Genomic DNA, 22,387 nt, shown 5'->3' on the forward strand with positions numbered 1-22,387 from the left:
AAAAGTATAAATTACATATATTGATAACACGACAAAAATATACTTTTTTGTCGTGTTATCAATATATGCATTTTTTTATAAATTAAAGCTAAAAATGTTCCTAACATACCATAACCTGCACCAGAAGCTCCACCTACTATGACTTCAGGAGTAAAGTATATTACAAATAGTCCATCAATTATACCTGATAATAGAAAAATAATGCCTTGACGGAAACTCCCCATAATCCGTTCTAGAGGAGGAGAAAGAATTAAGATAAATGAAATATTGCATAAGAAATGAGTAACTCCCCCAACATGCGGAAATAAATATGTAACCAATCTAAAGTATTCGCCATTTGAGAAAAGCGGTTGAGATAGTCCTCTATATTTAATTACAGTATGGATATTGGTGGGTCCTCCGTCTATGCATGTGAGAATAAATATTACTGTGGTAATAAAAACAATAATAAATGTGACTGGATTCCTTTTTATGAAGGTGCTAAAATTTTCATTTCGTACAAAAAATGACATAATTACCTCCTTTTCAATTATTTAAAAGGCTGATGATAAAAAGTATATTGGTACAATATTCCTACTCATATTATAATACTTAGTTACTGACTTTTTTACAATATTGTTCTGAGGAGTTTACAGCTGATGATGTCATTAAGAAATCCATGGATAATGAAACGCTAAAGAAAATCGCACATGAATTAATAAATGCGATTAAGAACAACATAACTATTGACTGGAGTTTCAGACAAAGCGCTCAAGCAGGTAGGAGAAGAATCATTAAAAGGCTGTTAAAGAAATGGGATTTCCCACCAATTTAAGCGGGGAATGCACTGGAAGTAGTCATGAGAAAAGCAGAGTTTATGTGTGGAAATTCAGATTCTATTGATATAGGTCGAAAAACAGGCAGGAGAACAAAGCGGTGACTATGTACTATAAAGGAGACATAGCTATGGCAGATATAAAGTTTGAAATTAAAGAAAACGTAGGCGTTTTATCTCAATCACCTAAAGGGTGGACAAAAGAATTAAATATTATTAGCTGGAATGGAAAAGAAGCAAAGTATGATTTGCGTGATTGGGCGCCAAATCATGAAAAGATGGGTAAGGGCATTACATTGACTGTTGAGGAACTAAAGACATTAAACAACGTTTTGAATAGTGTGGAATTAAAGTAAATAGGGTAATTGAGGCACAATCTTTAAAAGTCTGTGCCTCTTTTTATTGAATTTAGATGAAGGAAAATGATTCAACGGGTTCTGGTGCAAAAAGATAATGAAGAGTAAAAAGAATGAGTCATTCCTAACGGAATGACTGTTTATACGTTAAGACCAAAGAGAATATTAATTAGTTGTATCTGCTTTTGGACAGACTTTCCTTCATTGAAAGTCTGTCCTTTTCTAATCATATGCATAGCTTCTATTCCAGCAAGTGTTTTGGTTGCTGTGTGAAGAGATTGAAATCCTAGCATATTTCGGACCCGTTTTTTGATAAAACGATGGTCTTGCTCGACAATGTTGTTTTGATATTTCATCTGTCGTAACTTGATTCCTGCTGGTAGGTCTCCTGCTTTTTGTGATTGTTTCACGGCTTTTGTATAGGCTGGGTTTTTATCAACTGTGAGGACACGAGGTTTTGAGGTATGACAAGAAGATAAGGCCTTTTTGAAGAAACGTTTAGCTGATTTCGCTTTTCTACTTGTACTTAAATAAACATCAACGGTGTTTCCTCCAGAATCCACAGCCCGATACAAGTACATCCATTTTCCTTTCACTTTGATATATGTTTCATCGACACGCCAGGAATCATTTGTTTTCTTCAAATGACGACGAACGCGTTTATCTAGTTCCGATCCATACCGATGAACCCAACGCATAATCGTTGTATGAGAAATGGTTAAACCACGTTCCTCCATCATTTCTACCAAATCTCGATAACTTAAACTGTACCGAAGGTACCATCTAACTGCTAATAGAATAATCTCCGGTTCATAATGCTTCCATTTAAAATCCACTGGTTTTTTCATCGTCGTACACGTCCTTTATTTATGAATATTTTCAGTGCACACAATGACAGTATTTTTTGCACCAGAACCATAAAAAATATTGTATGTTTAAATATTATATGTTACATTAATGTTACAAAAACATTACATAAAATTACTTTTGTTTCATTTGTTTTTCTTTGTGTTTATTTTTGTTACGAAATGTAAAATTAAAATGGTTTATCAATGTGTATAAGGGTGTGTGTAGTAAAAAGTCTGAGCTAGAACTACATGCAAATTATAAAATTTCCTTTCTGTCTTAAAAGAAGAATACCAACTATTTAGGTTTTTTTGTAATGAGATTAAATAAAATGTACTTCCTTTCCCACACAATTAAGTACATGTTTATGGTTTAGTCTAATTGCTACATAGACCCTTATACATATGAATTTAACTGCATTAAAGAAAGTATTATTACTTAAAACAATATTAAAAAACTAAACTTTTAATAATATCATCTTAGACATTTTATTTGTTCTAAAAAAATGCCTAGATGGTATTTTTAATAGGGGAACTTTAAAGTTACATTATTTATTGAATCTAATAATACGTACAAATGAATTTTTAGATTTAAATTCATTATGAATCTATATATAATCATTGAGGTATATAAAATGAAACATTCTTATAAGGTGTTTATATGTGTTTGGATAGTAATTATATTATTTTTTGTAACTTATTATGGATACAACTTGATATCTGATAATAATTAGTAATAAAAAAGAAAGATTTATTGGTTAGCATTTAACCAATAGATCTTTCTTTGAGTTAGCAACCTTCACATAATTATTATTGAGGAAGGAAAAATGTACGGAGAAATTTTATGAAATATAAGAATAGTCTGGTCTAATTTCTAATGGTTCCAGTATCTTTAATTTTGACGGGAGTTTTTACATTTATTTTAGCCTCTGCTAATGCTTGCGGCCAATTTCTTTTTAGTTTTTTCCACTCTGTATATTGAAAAGCTCTAGCATATAATGATAATCCAATTGGATCAATTTTATTCTTTTGTATTTCATACAACATATGTTGTAATTTTTTATTAAGTTCTTCCTGGATATCCTGTTCTAAATTATTTATGGCTTTATTATTATCAACATGTCCATTTTTCAAATTTCTATTGATTTTTTCTATTAAAGCTACATTAACGTAAATGCCAAAATTAAATATAAACTTTACTTTTTTTCGGTACTTTGCATATAGATGGTAAATCCGTTGATCACGGTAGGACTTTATTTCAAACCCACACAAGAAAAATTAGATTACCTGCACACTAAAAAGTATAGCGAACAGGTAATCTAGGTGTTTTGAGATTAATGAAAAACTAATTTATTTTTTGAATTCTTCCATCAATAATAGGCTGAATTGGTTCTTTTGCTTGTTTTATATAATCTACTAATGCTTCAAAATCAGTTGGTCCTGTTTCAGCATCTTTCCCATTTTTAAAGGACACAAATCCATCTCCACCGGAAGCTAGAAATGCGTTCGCAACGACGCTGTAAGTTTTAGAAGGAATAATTTCTTCTCCATTTGTTAAGCGAATACTTGTGACTTTTTCTCCATTTGGCTTGTTGGCATCCCAAGTGTATTGGATCCCTGAAATTTGAAGCATTCTTGTTATGTCTTTTTGCCATTGTTGATTTAAAATATCACGAATGTCTTGACCCGTTAAATTAACTTTTATTAATTGATTTCCGAATGGTTGAATGCCATATACCTCTCCCCATGTAATATCACCAGCATCTAAGTCATTACGAATACCACCAGGGTTCATAAGAGCAATTTGGGATTGCATTGTTGCACGCTGGGCATCAGCGATTAAATTGCCGAGAGTAGATTCACCAGCCGTATTTTGTTTGCGATCTAGTGGAGCGGTAGATTTACCAAGAACTTCATTGACAAGAGGTGCGATTTTTTCTTGATATTTATCCAACTTCTTCTTTATTTTTTCATCAGGCTTTATGCCATCATGGTAGGTTGTAACAATTTCTGCTTTTTTCTCAACAATATCTTTTGTCTTACGATCAATCTTTACATCAACATCAGCAAAAGCCATTCCATAAGAATTTGCTTGTACGACAAGTTTATTATTAACAGTTCCATTTACATAGGTGTGGCTATGCCCCCCAAAAATAACATCGACTTCTGGATCAGTCTCATTTGCTAATCGGACGAGATCACCATTTGTTACGCCGTTCGCATCTGTTGTACCTCCGTTATGCGCAAGAACAACGATAGATTTAACGCCTAGTTCTTTCAATTGCTTTACGGATTTGTTAATGGCCTCAACTTCATCTGTAATTTCTACATTCTTTAGCATAGTAGGCATAACAACGTTAGGAACATCTGTTGTTACGACTCCGATAAAGCCAACAGGAACTCCTTGTACCTTTTTTATAGTAAATGGTGGTAAAAATAGACGACCAGTGGATTTATTATAGAAATTTGCGGCAACATATGGGAATTTTGCTCCTTTAAAATTCCCTGTTTTTTCATGGTATCCACCATAAATAAGGCGGTGCATTTCTTCAATGCCTTCATCAAATTCATGATTTCCTATGGTTCCAACATCAAATTTTAAATCATTTAGAAATTCAATCGTGGGTTCGTCTTGTAATAATGCTGAAACAGGAGGACTTGCTCCAACGATATCGCCAGCATGAACCTTTAATGTATTCGGATTTTGTTTTTCACGATCACGTAAATATGCAGCTAAGTACTCAATTCCCCCTGCATCTTTATTGTTAATTTTCTTTACAGTGTCTAGTTGCCCATGAAAATCGTTAATACCGAGCATTTGTACATCTATGTAGCGGTTTGGTTCTGTAGGTGCTTGAGCTGGAGGTGCAGCGAATACACTTGAAAAAGTAACTGTACTTAATGCTAAAGCAACTGGAATGATTTTTTTCAACATAAAATTTTCTCTCCCCTTAATAAAATCTGACATCATACGATATAATCTGACATCATACGATATTATTTTAATAGATTAAGAAGATTATTTCTATAAAAATTCTACTAATTATAAAAATTAATAAGATTTTATTGTTTTCTGACAAAGGACTCCTTCCTTAAAAATGTGAAGGTGTGAAACACCAATTTTAGGTGGGAGATGAATATCGGTAGGCGTGAGCCTACGTTTTTTTGATTAGGATATAAAGAAAAAGTGCCACCGGCACTCCAAACATATATATAAAATCAAAACGCACACCATTGGAGCCAATGGCATGCGCTACATAAATTGTTAGATATTCGCACACATCTGTTTTACAAACTATTCACAGGAAAACAGATTCATGTGGATGAAATGACAGAATCAGAGTAAACATAAAATAGGGTGAGTGCAAAATTATGGATGTTTCTTTTACATTGTTCTTTGTGGGGTAGCCTTAGGAAAGGGCGAATTTACAATAGAAATGTAATAATTACTAAGATAATAACTTTTCCCTTCGTTTTGAGGGTCTTCTTTAAATAATACCGTCAAACAAGATATTATTTTGGTAGCCGTTGGCTATTACTGTCGTTTTTCTTTAAGCTATCGCGATGTATCTGAGATCCTGAAAGAACGTGGTATTTCCGTTCGCCTAACAATCATCATGCCATGGGTTCATGAAAATGGCAGTCTAATCTATCAAGTTTGGAAAAGGAAAAACACAAATCACCACCATGCTGCACGTATAAAAGGTATCGAGACTATTCATCCGCTATATAAACAAAGGCGAAGTCTGCAAAGAGACTCCGCTTTTTCAACATACAATGAACTTCAACAAATACTAGCAACTTCCTAATCCTTTTTCCTCATTCACCAATCTGTTTATGCTTTTTTCAAACTTTGCAACAGATCCTTCTAGTATTATCGTGTTACTGTATAACAATGAATCTAGAAAAAGTATAAAATAAGTGGTTTTGATTGAGGGATTTATAAGAGGTACTACCACACACCCATCAAGCTAGTATTTTGAAGTTTTTTTTCGTAAATCCTTATTGACATAACGAGTGTATATTGATAAAATTCAATTCATAAAATATAGACAATTTAATAAATTTCAAATCAGATGAAAATTAAATCTGATTTCTCTTATCCAGAGAGGTGGAGGGACTGTGCCCTGTGAAACCCAGCAACCATCAACTTTTACATTGAAATGGTGCTAATTCCTGCAAAGCAAATGCTTTGAGAGATGAGAGGAAGGGATACTGTTGATATATGCATAAAAACCTTTCTGCTCATTCTAAAAGCAGAAAGGTTTTTTGTTGTTCGAATGAGAGCGAAGGATATTCTGAGAGAAAACAGAGCAATTTATACAGCCGATGGTAAGTAATATTTATGAGTTCATTCTATCCCGTCATATAGTCAATATTTTGCCCGTTTGGTTATTTTAGCGATCCCATTTATGAAGATTCTCCGTGGGGTAAGTGTAGAACTGCCAGCTTTAATGATTGGAGCTTTAAAGGCAATAGGAGCAAAACGAGCACGATTATTGGGAAGGTATTAATTCTAGAATCCTTACTAACACCAGTAGTTGGTATTACCATAACGACTATTGGTGTTATCAGTGCTGGTAGAAAAGGGAAACTTGATTGTTTAGAAGGATTTCAGTGCAGGAATAACGATGTGACAATCATTGCAACAATTTGTGAATTACTCATTGTTTTTCTAATTCAATGGGTTAGTAATTTTGTTACAACGTGAATTGATAAAAAAATAAATACATAAAAAAGAAGAAGGGTGTTTACAACATGAAAAAACTATTACTATCAGCACTTATTACAACAACGATTTTTGGTTTAGCTGCTTGTGGAGGAAAAAGTGAAGATAAGCTTGTTGTTGGTGCTTCTAATGTACCGCATGCAGTTATTTTGGAAAAAGCAAAACCGTTACTTGAGAAAAAAGGTGTAAAGCTAGAAATTAAAAAATTCCAAGATTACGTATTACCAAATAAATCATTAGCGAATAAAGAATTAGATGCAAACTATTTCCAAGGTATTCCATACTTGGAGAAAGAAATGAAAGACAAAAAATATGATTTTGAAGTAGCTGGAAAAATACACATTGAACCAATCGGTTTATATTCTCAAAAATATAAAAACCTAAAAGAGCTTCCAGATGGTGCAACAATTATTATGAGTAATGCAATTACTGATCATGGACGTGGTTTAGCGATTTTACAAAAAGAAGGTATTTTGAAAATTAAAGATGGTGTAGACCCTGTAAAAGCAACCGTAAAAGATATTGCAGAAAACCCCAAAAATTTGAAATTCAAAACAGACATTGAACCTGGTTTATTAACACAAATGTATAAAAATAAAGAAGGCGATGCTATTTTAATTAATGCTAACTATGCAATTGATGCAAAATTAAATCCAAAGAAAGATGCAATCGCGATTGAAGGTAATGATTCTCCATATGTAAACGTAGTTGCAGTTCGTAAAGGTGATAAAGATAAGAAAGAAATTAAAGCACTTGTAGAAGTATTGCATTCGAAAGAAATTGAAGACTTTATTAATAAGGAATATAACGGTGCTGTTATTCCTGTAAAAGAATAACTTTGAAAAGAATGGAGAATTTCGAGAGCGAGCCCTTCAAGATCAAGCACAGGAGCTAGTTGCTTAATGTGTATAGCTTAGTCAACAGGTCGCAAGTACATTACTCATATTACTCTTTCATAAGGAATCCGGTGCTGAATCATCAGTACCGGATTTTTGGTTCTGGTGCAAAAACTTCAGGACACTTGCAATAAATCTATAAATCTTGGACATACTGATACGATTACTCTAGAAATGGTGCGTGATTGGTATGGAAAAGGAAAATGCATTCAAATGGAAGCATTATTAGCCGGATATTATTTTGTTAACGGTACAACCTCAGTTTTCGTGATTTGGTGGAGATGATGGAGGAAAGAGGATTACACACAACGATTATGCGATGGGTTCATCAAAAATCGATAAATTCATAGCCAAAACGTCATCCTTTCTGTATATTTCTACAAAAAGAATAACGTTTTTTTTATTTTATAGATACAATTGCGCTTTAGATTAATGGCCATGGAACCATTAAAAAAGATTATAAGTTATGGATTTAAGTCACCAATTATGAATGATAGCTGGTTCAGCAAATATTTCATCAATTCTTTTTAAAAGAGGGACAATTGAGCTAAAATCAACTGCTCTATGGTTAAAAACTAAGCACATTGGCAGTATTTTTCTAATACCAATCTCCTTGTTCCCATTCTGATTCAAAAACACCCCTGGTTTTTCCTGGATAGAACTTAGCCCAACTGCAAAAACTTGAGGAGGTATGATTTCAAGTAATCCGAAGAAACCTATTTGAAACCGTAACGGTTCCAGACATTATATCTTTTTCCGTCAAGTGTTCATGATCTGGTATTTTTTAGTAATTTTCTTTTTCTTTCCCTTCCCCTTCCCCTTCCAGTCCTTTGATACTATGTTTACTAACCTTTGCTGCTAAAACCCTTCTTAAGATGCTAAGATTGAAATTCTTCAATGTATTTACGGTGTCAGTAAATACAGCTCGATAAAACATTTCATCTATTATATAAATCTTCTATTATATTAGCAGGGGATAGTGATAGAAAAGTGTGTTCCTTTTCCTAGTTCACTTTCTATCTCTATATCTCCGTTTAATTCTTTAATAATACTGTACGCAATCATAGTACCAAGCCCAGTCCCCTTTGCTGTTGTTGAATAAAATGGCAAAGCAATTCGTTTTATTTGTTGAGAAGACATTCCAATTCCTGTATCAATAATATCAATTACAATATTATCTTTTATTTTTTGAATATTTATTTGTAATACTCCACCATTTTTCATAGCTTCAATTCCATTTTGTATTATGTTGGTTAGACACAGTTTTAATTTCTCAGAATCAGCATTTATAAAAAGGGAGTCTGTACTATTCAGTTTTAATTCAACATTCCATGATAGAGAGAGTGGTGAAATTGTATCTATTACCTGATTCAAAATGTGATTAATATCTAGTTTCTCTTTAATAATGTTTTGTGGTTTGGTTAAAGATAAATAGTTATTTATAGTAGCCTGTATTTGTTGCATTTCAATTAACATGATTTCCAAGTACTTATCTTGAGGTAACTTAGAGCTTTCATTTTCATTTAATAACTGAGTGAATCCCTGTACCGTGGTTAGTGGATTATGGATTTCATGCGCAATAGATGCAGCTAGTTCGCTAGCTATATAAAATTTTTCTGCCCTTTGCATTCTTTCTTTTATTTTATATTTCTCGATCATTCCTTCTATTAAATAAACTGATAATAATACTGTGAAAATATTTATGACTATATAATTAAATAAAAATTCGATGAGAGTAGAGTCAATTTTCCCACCTGTATTTATTTGCGTTACAATACCACAAATAGAAAGGGAAGTTGTACATATCAAAATAAGTAGAATGCTTAATAATATCTTCTTTTCCTTGAAATAAATAGGTGACAAGTAACGAAACATGATTGTAACACCAGAAATAATAGTAAAGATAATAAATGATGGGAGAACTCCGCTTCCACCTAAGTAAAATCTATAAGAAAGATATAAAATCCCAACAAAAATAATACTTTTTGTATTTCCATATAGAAAAACTAAAATGATAGGAATAAAACGTAAATCATAAATAAATCCAGCATGTAAATGAAAAGGAAAAGTCATACAAAAAATAATTGCAATGGAGGAAAGAACAGAAATTAATATGTTATTGTATGCAATTTTTTCTTTATGTTCCAGCCAAAATACATGATAGCTAAGGATACAAATAATAATAATAAAAGTATTTATTAAGAGCGTAAGAATTCCCATAGTTTATGCCTCTCTGATAGTTTATAAGTAGGATTATGAATGAGTTTAATCTAGGTGTTGGGTTTTATTAAACCTTCTATCTTTAAAAAGAAAGGGAAGGGTACTTGCAAAAGTGCTTTTTTATTATTTATATTAGAACCGATGAGGAAGATAGAAATAAAAAGCTACTTTTAGTTATGTACAAAAAATTGAAAGTAGCTCTTGTATAGGTAAAACATGAAGTGAATTACTGAAATAGTTACGTTTTTACAGGAGTGAATATTCTGTAAAAAGACTGTGAATGACGATATCTATTTTATAGCCTTCGCCATATTAACATGAAATTTATTAAATTACAAAGAAAAAAATAAAAATTATTATTTTTTTGTTAATTTGATTTATCTACAAACAAATAGTATTCAACAATGTAATTTCACGATTCATATTTCATATATCTTTTGTACTATAAGATTACGTCCAATGATATGTATAATTACATCATTTGATCAATAGAAAATGTATGAAAAGAAATTTATACTAGTATTGTGTCTTGCCTCTTTAGGTATAGTACACAGCCGGTGATTGGCTAGTGGGAGTTCTTCCATTTTGCCAGTGCCGGTTTTTTGTTGGATAATAGAGAAAATGAATTCTTATAAAGAAAGAAGGGACTGTTTTGAAAGATGTAAATTCTATTTCTATGAGAGAAAAAGTTGCTAGTTTTTATCTTTATTTTATTTCTTTTCTTGGTTTGATTACTATAACTATATCTTTACTTGAAATTAAAATCCCTTCTCATCCAACAATACTAATATTGTTATTAATATTTATGGGGATTGCAGAGTATTTTCCTGTACGATTTTGGAGAGGAACTAGCTCGCTTACCTTTCCGATAATTTACGCTATGAGTTGGCAGTTCGGAATACATATAACTATTATTACTATTGTATTTGTTACACTAATTATTCACCTGCATCGTCGTTCACCGGTACAAAGAATGCTATTTAATAGTACCCAGCATGCTCTTAGTTTGATCTTGGCAGAATGGTTTTCAAATAAATGTCTGTCGTTATTGATTAGCGGAATGGATATGTCAGCTCTGTATGAGAATTTAATATCTTTGTTATTATTTTGCGTGTTTTTTTGTTTTTTCAACAACCGTTTTTACGATTTGTTAATGGTACTCCTTCCACAGCCGTATTCGATACATCAGTGGTATAAAAAAGCCGTAACAGTATTTCTTTGTGAAACTTTTGGTGTATCTTATGCTGCTCTGATGCATGTATTAATTAGTACATATAGTGTGGAAATAAACGAGATTACAGTACTGTTTTTCTTTTTTCCACTTGTAGCAATTTCAGTTATCAGTTCTTTTTCTGTACGAATTAGGATGGAGAAGGAAAGGTTATACGAACTGTTTCTTATTACAACAGAAATTAGTCGTGGACTAACCGGAGGAAACTTGAAACATATCAAACAAGCACTCAAAGGTTTTTTTGGCATACAAGCATATGTAATATGGACAAAAGATGATGGAAACTGGAATCTTCTATTAAAAGATGGGAAAGTCCAACTTGATATTTCTGATCATTCAGATAAAATTGAGGCGTTTGAGGAAATCTCAAAAAATCTTGTTTTTAATGATTGGAAAACTGGTACGGCGCCTGGAGATGAAATATTTGATGATGTCATACGCTCACTTGTATATTTTCCTCTTATTGTGAATGATGAATTAGTTGGAATGTTTGTTGCAGGAAAAAGTAGAAATGCGGGTTTTTTTCCGGAGGATGTACAATCTTTAGCTACGTTTTCTAACCAATTAGCTAACGTAGTTAAAACAAGGATATTGATTTCTGAACAGGAAAAAAGAATGATTTTAGAAGAAAGAAATAGAATTGCACGCGAAATTCACGATGGCATCGCGCAAACATTGGCGGGGGTGATATTCCAACTAGAATCCGCTAAGAAAAAATACCGTGATAAACCAATCGATATGCAGCAAGTAGTCGAGAAAAGTATAAAGGATTTAAGGGGAAGCTTAGGAGAAGTCCGCTATTCTATTTATGCTTTAAAACCGTATCCGACACAGCAATTAGGGCTTAAGCAGGCGATAGCAAGTAAAATAAAATCTTTAAAACAAGAATATGAACTAGATATTACATATCATGAAAGAGGTAATTCACGTGCGCTTAGCTTTTCGAAAGAAAGAGTTATTTTTGATACATTACAAGAGAGTTTACAAAACATTGTTAAACATGCACAAGCAGAAAAAATTCATGTTTTGCTAAGCTATCAAAGTGAGCACGTGCTTTTAAAGGTTAAGGATAATGGAGTCGGTTTCTCACTATTTGAGTCTATGGTTAAAACGAAACGTGAGCCACATTATGGTATATTACATATGAATGAACAAGCTGAACAATTAGGGGCTACTTTACAGATTGATAGTTCTGTAGGGAAAGGGACAGAAATTACACTGTTAATTCCAGATTCACAAACAAGGGGTGCGTAAAATGATTAAAATATTAGTAGTGGATGATCATGCTTTTTTACGAGACGCAATTCGGAGCATACTAGAGGTTGAATCTGATATGAAAGTGGTTGGAGAAGCGAGCTCTGGGGATGAGGTATTGGAAAAAGTAGAGGAATGCAGACCAGATTGTATTTTGATGGATATTAATCTTCCAGGGAAGAACGGAATTGAAGCTACGGGATTAGTGAAAAAGAATTATCCTAATTGCCGAGTACTTGTTTTTACAATGTATGAGCATGATGAGTATTTAATGGATGCCCTTCAAGCTGGTGCTGATGGTTATTTATTGAAAGATTCATCATCGGAACAGGTAGTGGCTGCAATTCGAATGTTATATCAAGGCGATTCGGTTATTCATCCGCGTATGACGAAAAAATTAATTACATATCATCAGCAAAAAATGAAATCAGAACCAAATGAAAATGAACTGACAGAGCGTGAAAAGGAAATTCTCTTTGAACTAGTAAAAGGACTTAGTAATAAAGAAATTGCTGAAGCTCTATATATTAGTGATAAAACAGTTAAAATTCACATCAATAAAATTTTTAAAAAGCTGAATGTCAAAAGTCGATCGCAAGCGGTGATTTATGCTGTTCGAAATCAATTGGTTCCGCTGGATTAAATAAGAGATTTTTAAAAGAACTATCGTGTTTCCTTATTCTATATTACAAAGAATAAGGGGCAAGGTAGTTCTTTTGTACTATTTAAACGTAGAATAGTTAGAATAAAAATACTCCTTTTGATTAATTTCCAGAAAAATCAGAATGTGAAATAATAAAAACAGAATTATAGTTTAACTCTATTAATAATCCATTTTATGAAAATCTGTTATTGAAAATAAATTTTGGGGGGCTTTTATAGAAAAATTAAAATGAGTGGTTAGCTATATGAGGTGTGGGATGGAAGTAGTGTTGGAAATTCTTAATTATACGAAATGAAGGTTTAAGATTAATAGAATTTTCAATGCTAAATGGGAATTTGATAATCAATTTGTTTAGAAAGATAATTTTTATAATGGGGAGATGCAATATGAAAAAAGGGAAATTTGGAAAGATTCTTATTGGAACGCTAACAGTTGGTATGCTATTGTCTCAAGGAATTCCATATAACGTACTGGCAGAAGATGTGAATGCATCCACTTTACCAGGTATTGATGATGCAAATGCTGTATTGAAAGGACTTACAAAGGAACAACGTAATGCTTTAAAAACATTGGATACAAAACCAGGTTTTGTTATTTCACCAGGCATCAATACAGCTAGCCCTGATAATGTGAATGTAATTGTAGAATTTAAGCAAGCGCCTAGCAAAATTGAGGTGCTAAAACAAGCGGCAAAAGGGAAAAAGTTAGCTCTTTCAAATGCGGAACAAAAGGTAGAGGCATCTCATAAAGGATTTAAAACAGAGCTTGAACAACTTCAAAAGAAGAAAGATAAAGGGACGAATTTTAAATCTGCCAAAATAACAAGAGAATATAAGAATGCTTTTAATGGTGTAGCAATGTCGTTACCAGCAAATATGATTGAAGACTTAGTTCGTACTGGTATTGTTAAGCGTGTATGGGAAGATCGTGAGGTCAAAATTGATTTGCCGAAAGAAACAGCTAAGGCGGGTGTCGAGCCAAAAATGGCAGATAGTGTACCACAAATTGGTGTGGACAAGCTACACGATGAAAAAATAACAGGCAAAGGAATTAAGGTGGGGGTACTGGACACAGGTATTGATTATAACCACCCTGATTTAAAAGATGCATATAAAGGATATCGTGCAAAGCAAGGTGAAGATCCAAGCAAAATAGATCCGAACTCAATAAAAGGATGGGACTTTGTTAATAATGATGCTGATCCGATGGAGACAACGTATAAGGATTGGCAAAATTCTGGAGGATATCCTGAAATTTATAATGGAAGTGCATACTATACATCCCATGGTACTCATGTAGCTGGGACAATTGCTGCAGACAAAAAGAATAATGTAGATTATGCAGTTAAGGGCGTTGCTCCAGATGTAGATTTATACTCATATCGTGTATTAGGACCATATGGAAGTGGTCAAACAAGCGGTATTCTTGCTGCGATTGATAAAGCAGTGAAAGACGATATGGATGTTATCAATTTATCATTAGGTGCGGCTATTAATGATCCTTTATATCCTACTTCTGTGGCAGTGAACAATGCCATGTTAGCTGGTGTTGTTACAGTAGTAGCGGCAGGTAATAGTGGTCCAGGAGAAGGGACAATTGGATCACCTAGTGCGGCGGCACTTCCAATTACAGTTGGAGCAAGTGACGCTGCGATGTCTATCCCAACGTTTTCTGCCTCTGCAGGTGATTTACATGTGGATAAGATGATGCTACTTGGAAAAAGCTTTACTGATAAGCTTGAAGACTTAAAAGGTCAATCCTTATCGGTTGTATATGCAGGACTTGGGAAATCAGATGATTTTAAAGGAAAAGATGTAAAAGGAAAATTAGCGCTTATCCAACGCGGTGAGATTACATTTGATGAAAAAATTAAGAATGCGAAGGAAGCAGGCGCAAAGGCTGTTATTGTATATAACAATGTTGATGGTGAAATCACTAGTTATCTTGGAGAAAGTACTTCATCTATTCCATCGTTCCGCTTAACAAAAGTAGATGGTGAGAAATTACAAGCAAAAGCTGTCCAAGGGGATGTGGCTTTAGCATTTGGAGAACTTAATAATATAAAAACTGAGGGAGATCACTTAGCTGATTTCAGCTCTCGTGGTCCTGCAACTAAAACAGATGATATTAAGCCGGATATTGTAGCGCCGGGTGTGTCTATTTTCTCTACTGTTCCTGAATATATTAATGATCCAAAGGATGGAGAAAATTATCCAGTAGCGTATGGACGTATGTCAGGTACATCTATGGCAACTCCTCATACTGCAGGGGTAGCAGCACTCATTTTACAAGAACATCCAAACTATAGCCCATTTGAAGTAAAAGAAGCGCTTATGAATACCGCAGTTGACTTAAAAGAAGAGCGCTCTGTATTTGAGGTAGGCTCAGGCCGAATTGATGCATATCGTGCAGTTCATGCAGATACATCTATCGAGGTTATCGATAAAACATCAAATGTTGTAAATGATGAAGAAGTAGAAATTGAAGAAAAAACAGGTTCTATTGCATTCGGGTATAAAAATCAATTGGGAAATGAACCTATTAAAGATAGTCGAAAAGTCTTAATTAAGAACAGCAGTAAAACAGACGGGAAAGAGTTCAAATTAGAAGTAGAGTTTTCAACAACAAGTGTAGGTGTGCAGGACGCAGCGAAGAATGGTGTGAAGCTGAACGTACAAGACTCTATTAAAGTGGCTCCTGGTACATCAGGGGAAATTAGCCCTGAAATTATCATTCCAGAAAACGCTGAATTCGGTAGATATGAGGGATATATTCATATTTCAAATAAAAACAATGAAAAAGAAGTATATCAAGTGCCATTTGCAGTTAAATTCACAGAAAAAGGGATTGCGTCTGTAGATTTACTGAGAGACGCAATGGCAACAGATGCATCTAAATTCCATCCATTTATGGAAAGACCAAGTTCACCGTTGGCATTTAAATTAAATAGTCCTCTTGAAACCATTGATGCAGTTGTGAAGGATCGAAAAACAGGAAAGGCATTAGGAGTCGTTGGTACACTTAATGCAAGCGGTTTAACACCAAATGTTGAATATATGATGTTTTCTGGTATGGGAGGGTATGTACTTCCATTCACAGGAGATCCAGCTCATCCAATTGGGGATAAACCTGTTATGTTGCCTGATGGAGATTACGAATTGAACTTCGTTGGATATGATAAAGAAGGAAAATCTTATACAAAAGGCGATAGCATTATCATTGATAATGTAATACCTGAAATGAAATTTAAGGATGTACAACCTGGTATACATGAAGTAAATGATTCCATGTTTAAAGAAGAAGATGGTCAGCGAGCATTATGGGTACATGGTAATATTTATGATTCTACAGTGGATGCATTAAAGGTAAAAGGCCTGCAGTATGACCAAAAAGCTAATCAAATTGTATATTATCAAAACTCGGCCTTTCCATCAGGTTGGCTGAATACAATTCAAGCAAATGGTGATTTTAAATTTGGAGTACTTCCAGAGGAAATAAATGAACCGTTAACTTTAAAATTATTTGGATATGACCTTGCAACTGCAGGGGATATGGCAGCAGGATTTAAAGACTATGTTTTTGTTAAAGAGGGAACGGAATACGCTGTTCCAAGCTATGACAAAGATAAAATCAAATTAAGAGAGAAAATTACATTAACTTTAAATCTCAATAATGTGAAACAACTTATGTCAGGTACATTTGAGATTCCTTATTACAAGCAGCTATTTAAATTTACAGATGTGAAACCAAATCCAGCACTTACGGAATATGTAAAACAACATGGACTAAATCTTAAATTAGAAGATCCAAAGGTAATAGATACAGAAGGAGCTTGGGAAAACAAGGTGAAAGTTGGTGCATCGTTAGAAGGAAAAGAATTTAAAGGGTTAGATGGAGACACACCATTTTTAGATGTTACATTTGAAATGACGAGTGATGAATATTTTAATGATTTAACTGCATTTGGAGTAAATAAATTCTCTTATACAAAATCTGGTGCAGCAGAAGGTGTTGAAATTCCTGTATTTAAAGATAAATCCTTCTCTATTATTTCGAAGCATTCAACAGTTAGAGGGTATATCGGACCAGAAGCATTCTTGAATGAAGATGGGTATTTAGGTAAGAACGACTACACAAAACTAGGAGCAAAAGTGTACGTAATTGGCAAGGATGGAAAGAAATATACAGGAACGATTGATGATCATGGTCAATTCGAAATTCATAATGTTCCTGTAAGTGATAAAGAATACGATATTTTTGTAGAAATGCCAGGTCATTTAAATAGTAAATTAACAACAAAAATAGGGAAAATGCAGGATGGAGAATTAGTGGGACAAAACTTTAGAGCTGATATGGATGACAACCTTGCAGGTGATGTAAACGGCGACAAAGTGGTAGATATTCAAGATGCTAGAATAGCAGCTTTATCGTATGGAAAAGGAAAAGTGACTGTCAAAGATGGCGATGTCAATCAAGATGGTGTTGTAAATGAAACGGATATTCGCTTGATAGAGAAGAATTTCTTGAAAAAGGGTCCAGATGCCAAAGAAAATCAGAAACCGAAAGAAAATGTGGGGCCAGTGACGTTAGATAAAATCTTGCGTTCCATTGGATTAGAACCAAAAAAATAAGTGGGCACAATTCTATAGTAAACTAAACAATAAAATAATGATTTTAGAATCAAATGGGAGTTACTAATATTGGGCCGGTAATGATTCATTGTAACATTACCGGTTATTCTTCAAGTAGTCTTAAAGCGATAGCTATTTGGATACTTAAATCTCTACATGAAGTAAATAATTTAAAGATGGTTAGTTTGCGTTACTGGATAAGGTATTTGCTTAATTATCATTGGTTATGGGATGGATATGTAGTTTGAACTTTAAAAATGGGGGGGACTTGTGAAATGAGTATTAAGAAAAAACTGGGTATGGGTGTTGTAACTGCAGCTCTTGGTCTATCTTTAATTGGTGGAGGTACATATGCGTACTTCAGTGATAAGGAAGTATCACAAAACACGTTTGCAGCTGGTACTTTAGATTTGAGTGTTGATCCTAAAGTTGTTATTGATATAGATAATCTTAAACCGGGTGACGAAATGGAACGAGGGTTTCAACTAGTTAACAAAGGTACATTAGCGATAGGAGATGTGAAGCTTCTGACTGATTACACTGTAATCGATGATAAAGGAGATAATGGAAATGCTGATTTGGGTGATCATATCCGTGTTGATTTCTTGTGGAATTTGGATAAAAATGAGGTTCCAATATGGTCGACTACATTATCTGATTTGAAGAAAGGTACACAAAATGGGAATATTCCTGATCTTGTGCAAAAAGGTATTTTAGACAGAGAAGAAAACGGACTTGCCCCAGGAGATGATGATACCTTCTATGTGATGTTCACATTTGTAGATAACGGCGAAGATCAAAATATGTTCCAAGGAGATGCATTACATTTAAATTGGACTTTCAACTCGATGCAGGCAAAAGGTGAAGAAAAGTAAAAATAATGATTGGTTTTGGTGCAAAAATAACAGAGAATAAAGCGCATATATTCCTAATGATGATCCCCCCTAAAGGGGCAAGCTGACTAATGTCAGTGGGATTCTTGCTACCAAAGGCGAAGTCTTCAAAGAGACTCCGCCTTTGCAACGTACAATGAACTTCAACAATTACTAGCTACCTCCTATACATTGTTCCTCATTTACCAACCTGTTTATGCTTATTTCAAACTTCGCAACAGAACCTGAAATATGTTCTAGCAATTACTTATTGAAGTCATACTTCCTCTTTAATATTTCTATAGTCTTCCTCAAATAAACGATATTCCATAAAGTCTAAATGGCGATGGACGGGATCCCAATTAAAGTTTTTTAAACCTAATTGGACTTACCATTAAGAGAGCGAGGATTAATGTAATCCATGCATTGCTATATGAAAACAATCCCATACCAGCCAATGTTAATCCAGCAGCTGGAATCGGTAATCCCTTAAAATATCCAATAGTTGGTTTAACACTAAATTTAGCTAATCTTAAAGCACCCATCGTTGGGAAAAGGATAAATGCCAAAGAAGTTAAAATAGATGGTGTTGCTATCGAATGAAATAAAAGTGCAGGAGCAACTCCGAAACTAACAATATCAGCTAAGGAATCTAATTCTACACCAAACTCACTGTTCACTTTTAATTTTCTCGCAATCCTTCCATCAAGAAGATCTAGAACAGCTGACAAGAAAATGAAAATGGAGGCTACTACCAAATAGTCACTCATATTCATGGTAATTGAAAAAACACCGCACAATAAATTTCCAATCGTAAATAAATTCGGTATAGCTTTTACTACCTGATTGAACAAGGTTGTCCCTCCTAAGTTGATCAAACTTCACATTTATGTAGCATTTTCTATATATTCTTCCGTTATTCTTAAAAATATATGACCACTGTACGCTAAGTAAATTTCGACAAGAGAAAAGTCGATTTCCTGTACGTTATATTGGATTATAAAAATGTTTGATCATTTTCGGTACGCGTTGTTGAACATTAGCACCCGATAGTTGAAGTATTGGGTAGTCAAGCATTTTCCACCGGTTGGTAGATGAGACCAATCACTCTCGTTTTAGATGTATTGGTTTTTATAAGTTTAAGATTGATCCTGTCCGTAATTTCTTTAAATAAAGGTAGTCTACTGCGTAGGACTATCGGAAACACATTAATCCAGGTTTTGGTGCAAAAACTTCAAGATAATTACAAATCATCTCTAAAACTTGGACATACAGATACTATTGCTCTAAATAGGTGTGTAATCGGTATGGAAAAGAAAAATTGGTTCAAATGGAAGCACTATCAGCCTGATATTATCTTATTAACGGTAAGATGATACCTACGGTACAACCTAAGTTTTCGTGATTTGGTGGAAATGATGGAGGAACGGGGTTTATCCATTTCTCATACAACGATTATGCGTTGGGTTTATCAGTATGGTCCTGAATTGGACAAACGGATCCGACGTTACCTCAAACAAATAAATGACTCTTGGAGAGTCGATGAAACATATATCAAAGTAAAGGGTCAATGGATGTACCTGTATCGTGCTGTTGATTCGAACGGAAACACAATCGATTTTTGCCTAAGCAAAACAAGAGATCATAAGGCTGCAAGGCGCTTTTTCAAGAAAGCTTTACGGTCTTTTCATGTTTCAAAGCCACGTGTAATAACAGTCGATAAGAATCCAGCTAATCCTATAGCAATTGAACAGTTGAGAAAAGAAAAAAGCATACCTAATGGTATGCGACTTAGACAACAAAAGTACTTGATAAGATCATCGCATTATAAAGAAGCGAATCCGTTAGGAATATACGTGCTTTATTCTCTTTTGTTTTATTTTTGCACCAGAACCTTAATTATCATGAGTTCCTATTTATAAAAATCACTAGTGCTAAGGAACAACTATATATTTTTAAATGTAGTATAGCCATTTAGAAAGTAAGCAAATATTATTTGATATGAGAAACCCTGTTTTGATAAACAGGGTTTTATCTTTTTAAAGAGGTCCTGCCCTATCTCTATAAACTTCAAATTTTTTTGCAGCCCAAAACGAAGAATTTTATGGCTTTTATAGTAATAAGATTCATTGCCATCGTTTTGGGGATAACTTGTTTCCCTAAGTTGATGTGCATGGACGCTACCCCTAAAACAAGTAAAAAAGTGTTAAATGAACGCTTTTTTATTCTTTCTTTAATTACAGATTGTTTTTATCATTGTTTAAAATGTGTTATAAACCTGTTCACAAGTTGCGGCTGTTGGTTGAAAAAAACAGTGCTTTTTAAAACGCCCCACAAGAGGCTGATTATACCATTGTTGAGGACAATCACCTGGTGGCCTAAAATACCACAAACTAAATTTCCCAGGCCAGAACCTCTCTCCATTGATTACTCGACGAGCTAAGCTTTTTTCACTTTCTCTTGCTCTTTGATAGAAATAACCGTGAGTAACAGCTTCAAACGCGTGTTCTTGGAAAATCATTTGTCTAATGGTACGAAGGTTTTTAAAATCGGAACAATTAGCTCTTATTCGGTTAATTCCTACATTTCCGACGAGCAACATACCCTGGGTTCCTTCTCCTTCGGCTTCTGCTCTCAGTAATCTTGCTAAAAGTGCAATATCTGCATCTGTAGCGTTAACAACTCCCATGACTTCACCTCCATTATATTTTCTTCTTATAGTATTGTTTATTAGTCAGGATAATGACTTTTTTACATAATATAAGTTGTTATGTCTACGAAGTATGAAAGAGAATTACTCTTATATATAAGGGGGATGATAAAATTGTTATGCAAAATATTTTTTCGTACAATTGGAAAGACAAGCTAACAAATCTTTTATTATCTGTGTTTTGAGGATATTAGGAGATTTGTTGTGCAGTCAATGAATTTGGGGTATTGAATGTGAACTAATATTTAAAGGTTTACTTTCAAATTAAACCGAACAGACCAAAAATAAGGAAGTTCTTTTACACTACAAAATGAATTTATTTTAAAAGCGCAGATGCACTTTTATGAATTTTATTGGAAATTAAATGTGAAAGTGGGTTATCACGGTACTATAAAGTTTTGTAGGTGAAAAAACTTTCTTTCGTTTTAGTAGTACTATTACTAGTATTTAATGTTTATGCTAGTGAAGTAGATACAACTAAAAGTGCTACAGAATTACGTGAAGAACGTATTGCAACAGCAATTGAAAACGTTTGGGACAAATATGATTTAGCTAGTTTTCAAATTGGTATCACTGATCCAATAATTTGGATTGAAACAGAAAAAATGGACTATAAGAAGGAATGGTTGACACACTTGGAAAAGAATGTAATTAACTCTGATTTAGAACACTATAATATTGAAATTTCGGAGAGGAAATAATACGTAATTTCATTAGACAAGAAATAAAAGGCATTAACCCATACAGTGTAGAGGTTAATGCCTTTTATTTTAATTTAAATGTAATAATTTAGTTAAAAACATGTCCATCAGATAAAGAAGCACTAGATGTACTATTATTTTGTAATTGTAGTTTGAATGCTGTTCCTGATTTAGTTAAAATCCTGTATTAAAATAAAAATAGACTACTGGTTGAGTTAAATGTTCCAGGTTATAATGGTTAGGGTTTATGCCTGAGTAAATATTTTTATAAGAAGTGAGGTAGTGTATGAAAAAAAGAACCATAGACATTATTTTTATTATTATTGGTGCATTCCTTTTTGCGTTAGGTGTGAATTTGTTTGTTATCCCGAACGAGTTCGGTGAAGGAGGGGTAACGGGTATCACGATTATTACCTACTATTTATTTGAATGGTCACCAGGCTTAGTCAACTTAATTTTAAATG

16 protein-coding genes, 6 pseudogenes and 1 riboswitch are annotated in these 22,387 nt (G+C 33.6%); of the genes and pseudogenes, 14 read left to right on the forward strand and 8 right to left on the reverse strand.

Translation table 11 applies throughout. The annotated features are described in order from the left end of the window. Positions 1-11: 11 nt before the first annotated feature. Positions 12-512: a rhomboid family intramembrane serine protease gene (locus tag MR109_RS25915; RefSeq protein WP_242274395.1), complete on the reverse strand. Its 501-nt coding sequence runs from the start codon at positions 510-512 to the stop codon at positions 12-14. Between the two features lie 134 nt (positions 513-646). Between MR109_RS25915 and MR109_RS25920 the strand changes: the two genes are divergently transcribed. Next, entirely contained in the window at positions 647-814 is a 168-nt protein-coding gene (locus MR109_RS25920; protein ID WP_308197301.1) for a type I restriction enzyme endonuclease domain-containing protein, read from the forward strand. 131 nt (positions 815-945) lie between these two features. After that, complete coding sequence (locus tag MR109_RS25925) at positions 946-1,170, forward strand: YdbC family protein (protein WP_242274397.1); 225 nt, start codon at positions 946-948, stop codon at positions 1,168-1,170. Between the two features lie 140 nt (positions 1,171-1,310). Here the strand turns inward: MR109_RS25925 and MR109_RS25930 are convergent, their stop codons facing one another. The 3 genes and pseudogenes from MR109_RS25930 to MR109_RS25940 form a co-directional block, all read right to left on the reverse strand. Further along, positions 1,311-2,018 (reverse strand): IS6 family transposase, encoded by a 708-nt coding sequence (locus MR109_RS25930; protein WP_242274398.1) that lies wholly within the window; start codon positions 2,016-2,018, stop codon positions 1,311-1,313. Positions 2,019-2,882: 864 nt separating this feature from the next. Continuing rightward, a pseudogene (locus MR109_RS25935) lies at positions 2,883-3,221 on the reverse strand (Ger(x)C family spore germination C-terminal domain-containing protein); the annotation flags it as partial. Positions 3,222-3,360: 139 nt separating this feature from the next. Further along, positions 3,361-4,950 carry a bifunctional metallophosphatase/5'-nucleotidase gene (locus MR109_RS25940; RefSeq protein ID WP_242274399.1) on the reverse strand — a complete coding sequence of 530 codons (1,590 nt, stop codon included), beginning with the start codon at positions 4,948-4,950 and terminating at the stop codon, positions 3,361-3,363. Between the two features lie 577 nt (positions 4,951-5,527). Between MR109_RS25940 and MR109_RS25945 the strand changes: the two are divergent. From MR109_RS25945 to MR109_RS30475, 4 genes and pseudogenes are all read left to right on the forward strand, one after another. Next, a pseudogene (locus MR109_RS25945) lies at positions 5,528-5,689 on the forward strand (IS6 family transposase); the annotation flags it as partial. 422 nt (positions 5,690-6,111) lie between these two features. Further along, positions 6,112-6,221: riboswitch (SAM riboswitch) on the forward strand. Continuing rightward, positions 6,215-6,726 (forward strand): annotated as a pseudogene (locus MR109_RS30295) (ABC transporter permease). Its footprint overlaps the riboswitch before it by 7 nt. A 47-nt stretch (positions 6,727-6,773) precedes the next feature. Next, the gene (gene metQ / locus MR109_RS25950) at positions 6,774-7,580 is read left to right on the forward strand and encodes a methionine ABC transporter substrate-binding lipoprotein MetQ (RefSeq protein WP_242274400.1); all 807 of its coding nucleotides are present in this window, start codon (positions 6,774-6,776) and stop codon (positions 7,578-7,580) included. 250 nt (positions 7,581-7,830) lie between these two features. Continuing rightward, a pseudogene (locus tag MR109_RS30475) lies at positions 7,831-7,972 on the forward strand (IS6 family transposase); the annotation flags it as partial. Between the two features lie 145 nt (positions 7,973-8,117). Here MR109_RS30475 and MR109_RS30300 read toward each other — a convergent pair. Continuing rightward, entirely contained in the window at positions 8,118-8,279 is a 162-nt protein-coding gene (locus MR109_RS30300; RefSeq protein WP_242274401.1) for a hypothetical protein, read from the reverse strand. Positions 8,280-8,606: 327 nt separating this feature from the next. Next, positions 8,607-9,860 carry an ATP-binding protein gene (locus MR109_RS25960; protein WP_242274402.1) on the reverse strand — a complete coding sequence of 418 codons (1,254 nt, stop codon included), beginning with the start codon at positions 9,858-9,860 and terminating at the stop codon, positions 8,607-8,609. A 652-nt stretch (positions 9,861-10,512) separates the two neighbouring features. Here MR109_RS25960 and MR109_RS25965 point away from each other — a divergent pair. The 5 genes and pseudogenes from MR109_RS25965 to MR109_RS30305 all read left to right on the forward strand — a co-directional run. Beyond that, the gene (locus MR109_RS25965) at positions 10,513-12,345 is read left to right on the forward strand and encodes a GAF domain-containing sensor histidine kinase (protein ID WP_242274403.1); all 1,833 of its coding nucleotides are present in this window, start codon (positions 10,513-10,515) and stop codon (positions 12,343-12,345) included. Position 12,346: 1 nt separating this feature from the next. Then, complete coding sequence (locus MR109_RS25970) at positions 12,347-12,988, forward strand: response regulator (RefSeq protein WP_002175152.1); 642 nt, start codon at positions 12,347-12,349, stop codon at positions 12,986-12,988. 407 nt (positions 12,989-13,395) lie between these two features. After that, complete coding sequence (locus MR109_RS25975) at positions 13,396-17,640, forward strand: S8 family serine peptidase (RefSeq protein ID WP_242274404.1); 4,245 nt, start codon at positions 13,396-13,398, stop codon at positions 17,638-17,640. 275 nt (positions 17,641-17,915) lie between these two features. Then, on the forward strand, positions 17,916-18,515 hold the full coding sequence (locus MR109_RS25980) for a TasA family protein (protein ID WP_242274405.1): 600 nt from the start codon (positions 17,916-17,918) through the stop codon (positions 18,513-18,515). 111 nt (positions 18,516-18,626) lie between these two features. Next, positions 18,627-18,698: pseudogene (locus MR109_RS30305) on the forward strand (IS6 family transposase); the annotation flags it as partial. A gap of 176 nt (positions 18,699-18,874) precedes the next feature. On the opposite strand, the gene pssA reads toward MR109_RS30305, so the two are convergent. Then, positions 18,875-19,366: a CDP-diacylglycerol--serine O-phosphatidyltransferase gene (gene pssA / locus MR109_RS25985; protein ID WP_098475432.1), complete on the reverse strand. Its 492-nt coding sequence runs from the start codon at positions 19,364-19,366 to the stop codon at positions 18,875-18,877. 453 nt (positions 19,367-19,819) lie between these two features. Between pssA and MR109_RS25990 the strand changes: the two are divergent. Further along, positions 19,820-20,357 (forward strand): annotated as a pseudogene (locus MR109_RS25990) (IS6 family transposase); the annotation flags it as partial. Between the two features lie 415 nt (positions 20,358-20,772). On the opposite strand, the gene MR109_RS25995 reads toward MR109_RS25990, so the two are convergent. Beyond that, positions 20,773-21,201, reverse strand: a complete 429-nt coding sequence (locus MR109_RS25995; protein WP_048376309.1) for a cell wall hydrolase — start codon at positions 21,199-21,201, stop codon at positions 20,773-20,775. A gap of 425 nt (positions 21,202-21,626) precedes the next feature. Between MR109_RS25995 and MR109_RS26000 the strand changes: the two genes are divergently transcribed. Both MR109_RS26000 and MR109_RS26005 read left to right on the forward strand, forming a co-directional pair. Next, a complete protein-coding gene (locus MR109_RS26000; RefSeq protein ID WP_242274406.1) occupies positions 21,627-21,923 on the forward strand; it encodes a YolC/YozM family protein in 297 nt (98 codons plus the stop codon). A 286-nt stretch (positions 21,924-22,209) separates the two neighbouring features. Then, positions 22,210-22,387: YitT family protein (locus tag MR109_RS26005; RefSeq protein ID WP_242274409.1), on the forward strand; the 178-nt coding region annotated here is incomplete at its 3' end.

Origin of the sequence: Bacillus cereus group sp. BfR-BA-01310 (assembly GCF_022664325.1) — a bacterium.
GTDB lineage: Bacteria > Bacillota > Bacilli > Bacillales > Bacillaceae_G > Bacillus_A > Bacillus_A paramycoides.

Coding starts and splice junctions, on each gene's coding strand:
- MR109_RS25915 (WP_242274395.1), bottom strand. CDS start 512: ATGTCATTTTTTGTACGAAATGAAAATTTTAGCACCTTCATAAAAAGG.
- MR109_RS25925 (WP_242274397.1), top strand. CDS start 946: ATGGCAGATATAAAGTTTGAAATTAAAGAAAACGTAGGCGTTTTATCT.
- MR109_RS25930 (WP_242274398.1), bottom strand. CDS start 2,018: ATGAAAAAACCAGTGGATTTTAAATGGAAGCATTATGAACCGGAGATT.
- MR109_RS25940 (WP_242274399.1), bottom strand. CDS start 4,950: ATGTTGAAAAAAATCATTCCAGTTGCTTTAGCATTAAGTACAGTTACT.
- metQ (WP_242274400.1), top strand. CDS start 6,774: ATGAAAAAACTATTACTATCAGCACTTATTACAACAACGATTTTTGGT.
- MR109_RS25960 (WP_242274402.1), bottom strand. CDS start 9,860: ATGGGAATTCTTACGCTCTTAATAAATACTTTTATTATTATTATTTGT.
- MR109_RS25970 (WP_002175152.1), top strand. CDS start 12,347: ATGATTAAAATATTAGTAGTGGATGATCATGCTTTTTTACGAGACGCA.
- MR109_RS25975 (WP_242274404.1), top strand. CDS start 13,396: ATGAAAAAAGGGAAATTTGGAAAGATTCTTATTGGAACGCTAACAGTT.
- MR109_RS25980 (WP_242274405.1), top strand. CDS start 17,916: ATGAGTATTAAGAAAAAACTGGGTATGGGTGTTGTAACTGCAGCTCTT.
- MR109_RS25995 (WP_048376309.1), bottom strand. CDS start 21,201: ATGGGAGTTGTTAACGCTACAGATGCAGATATTGCACTTTTAGCAAGA.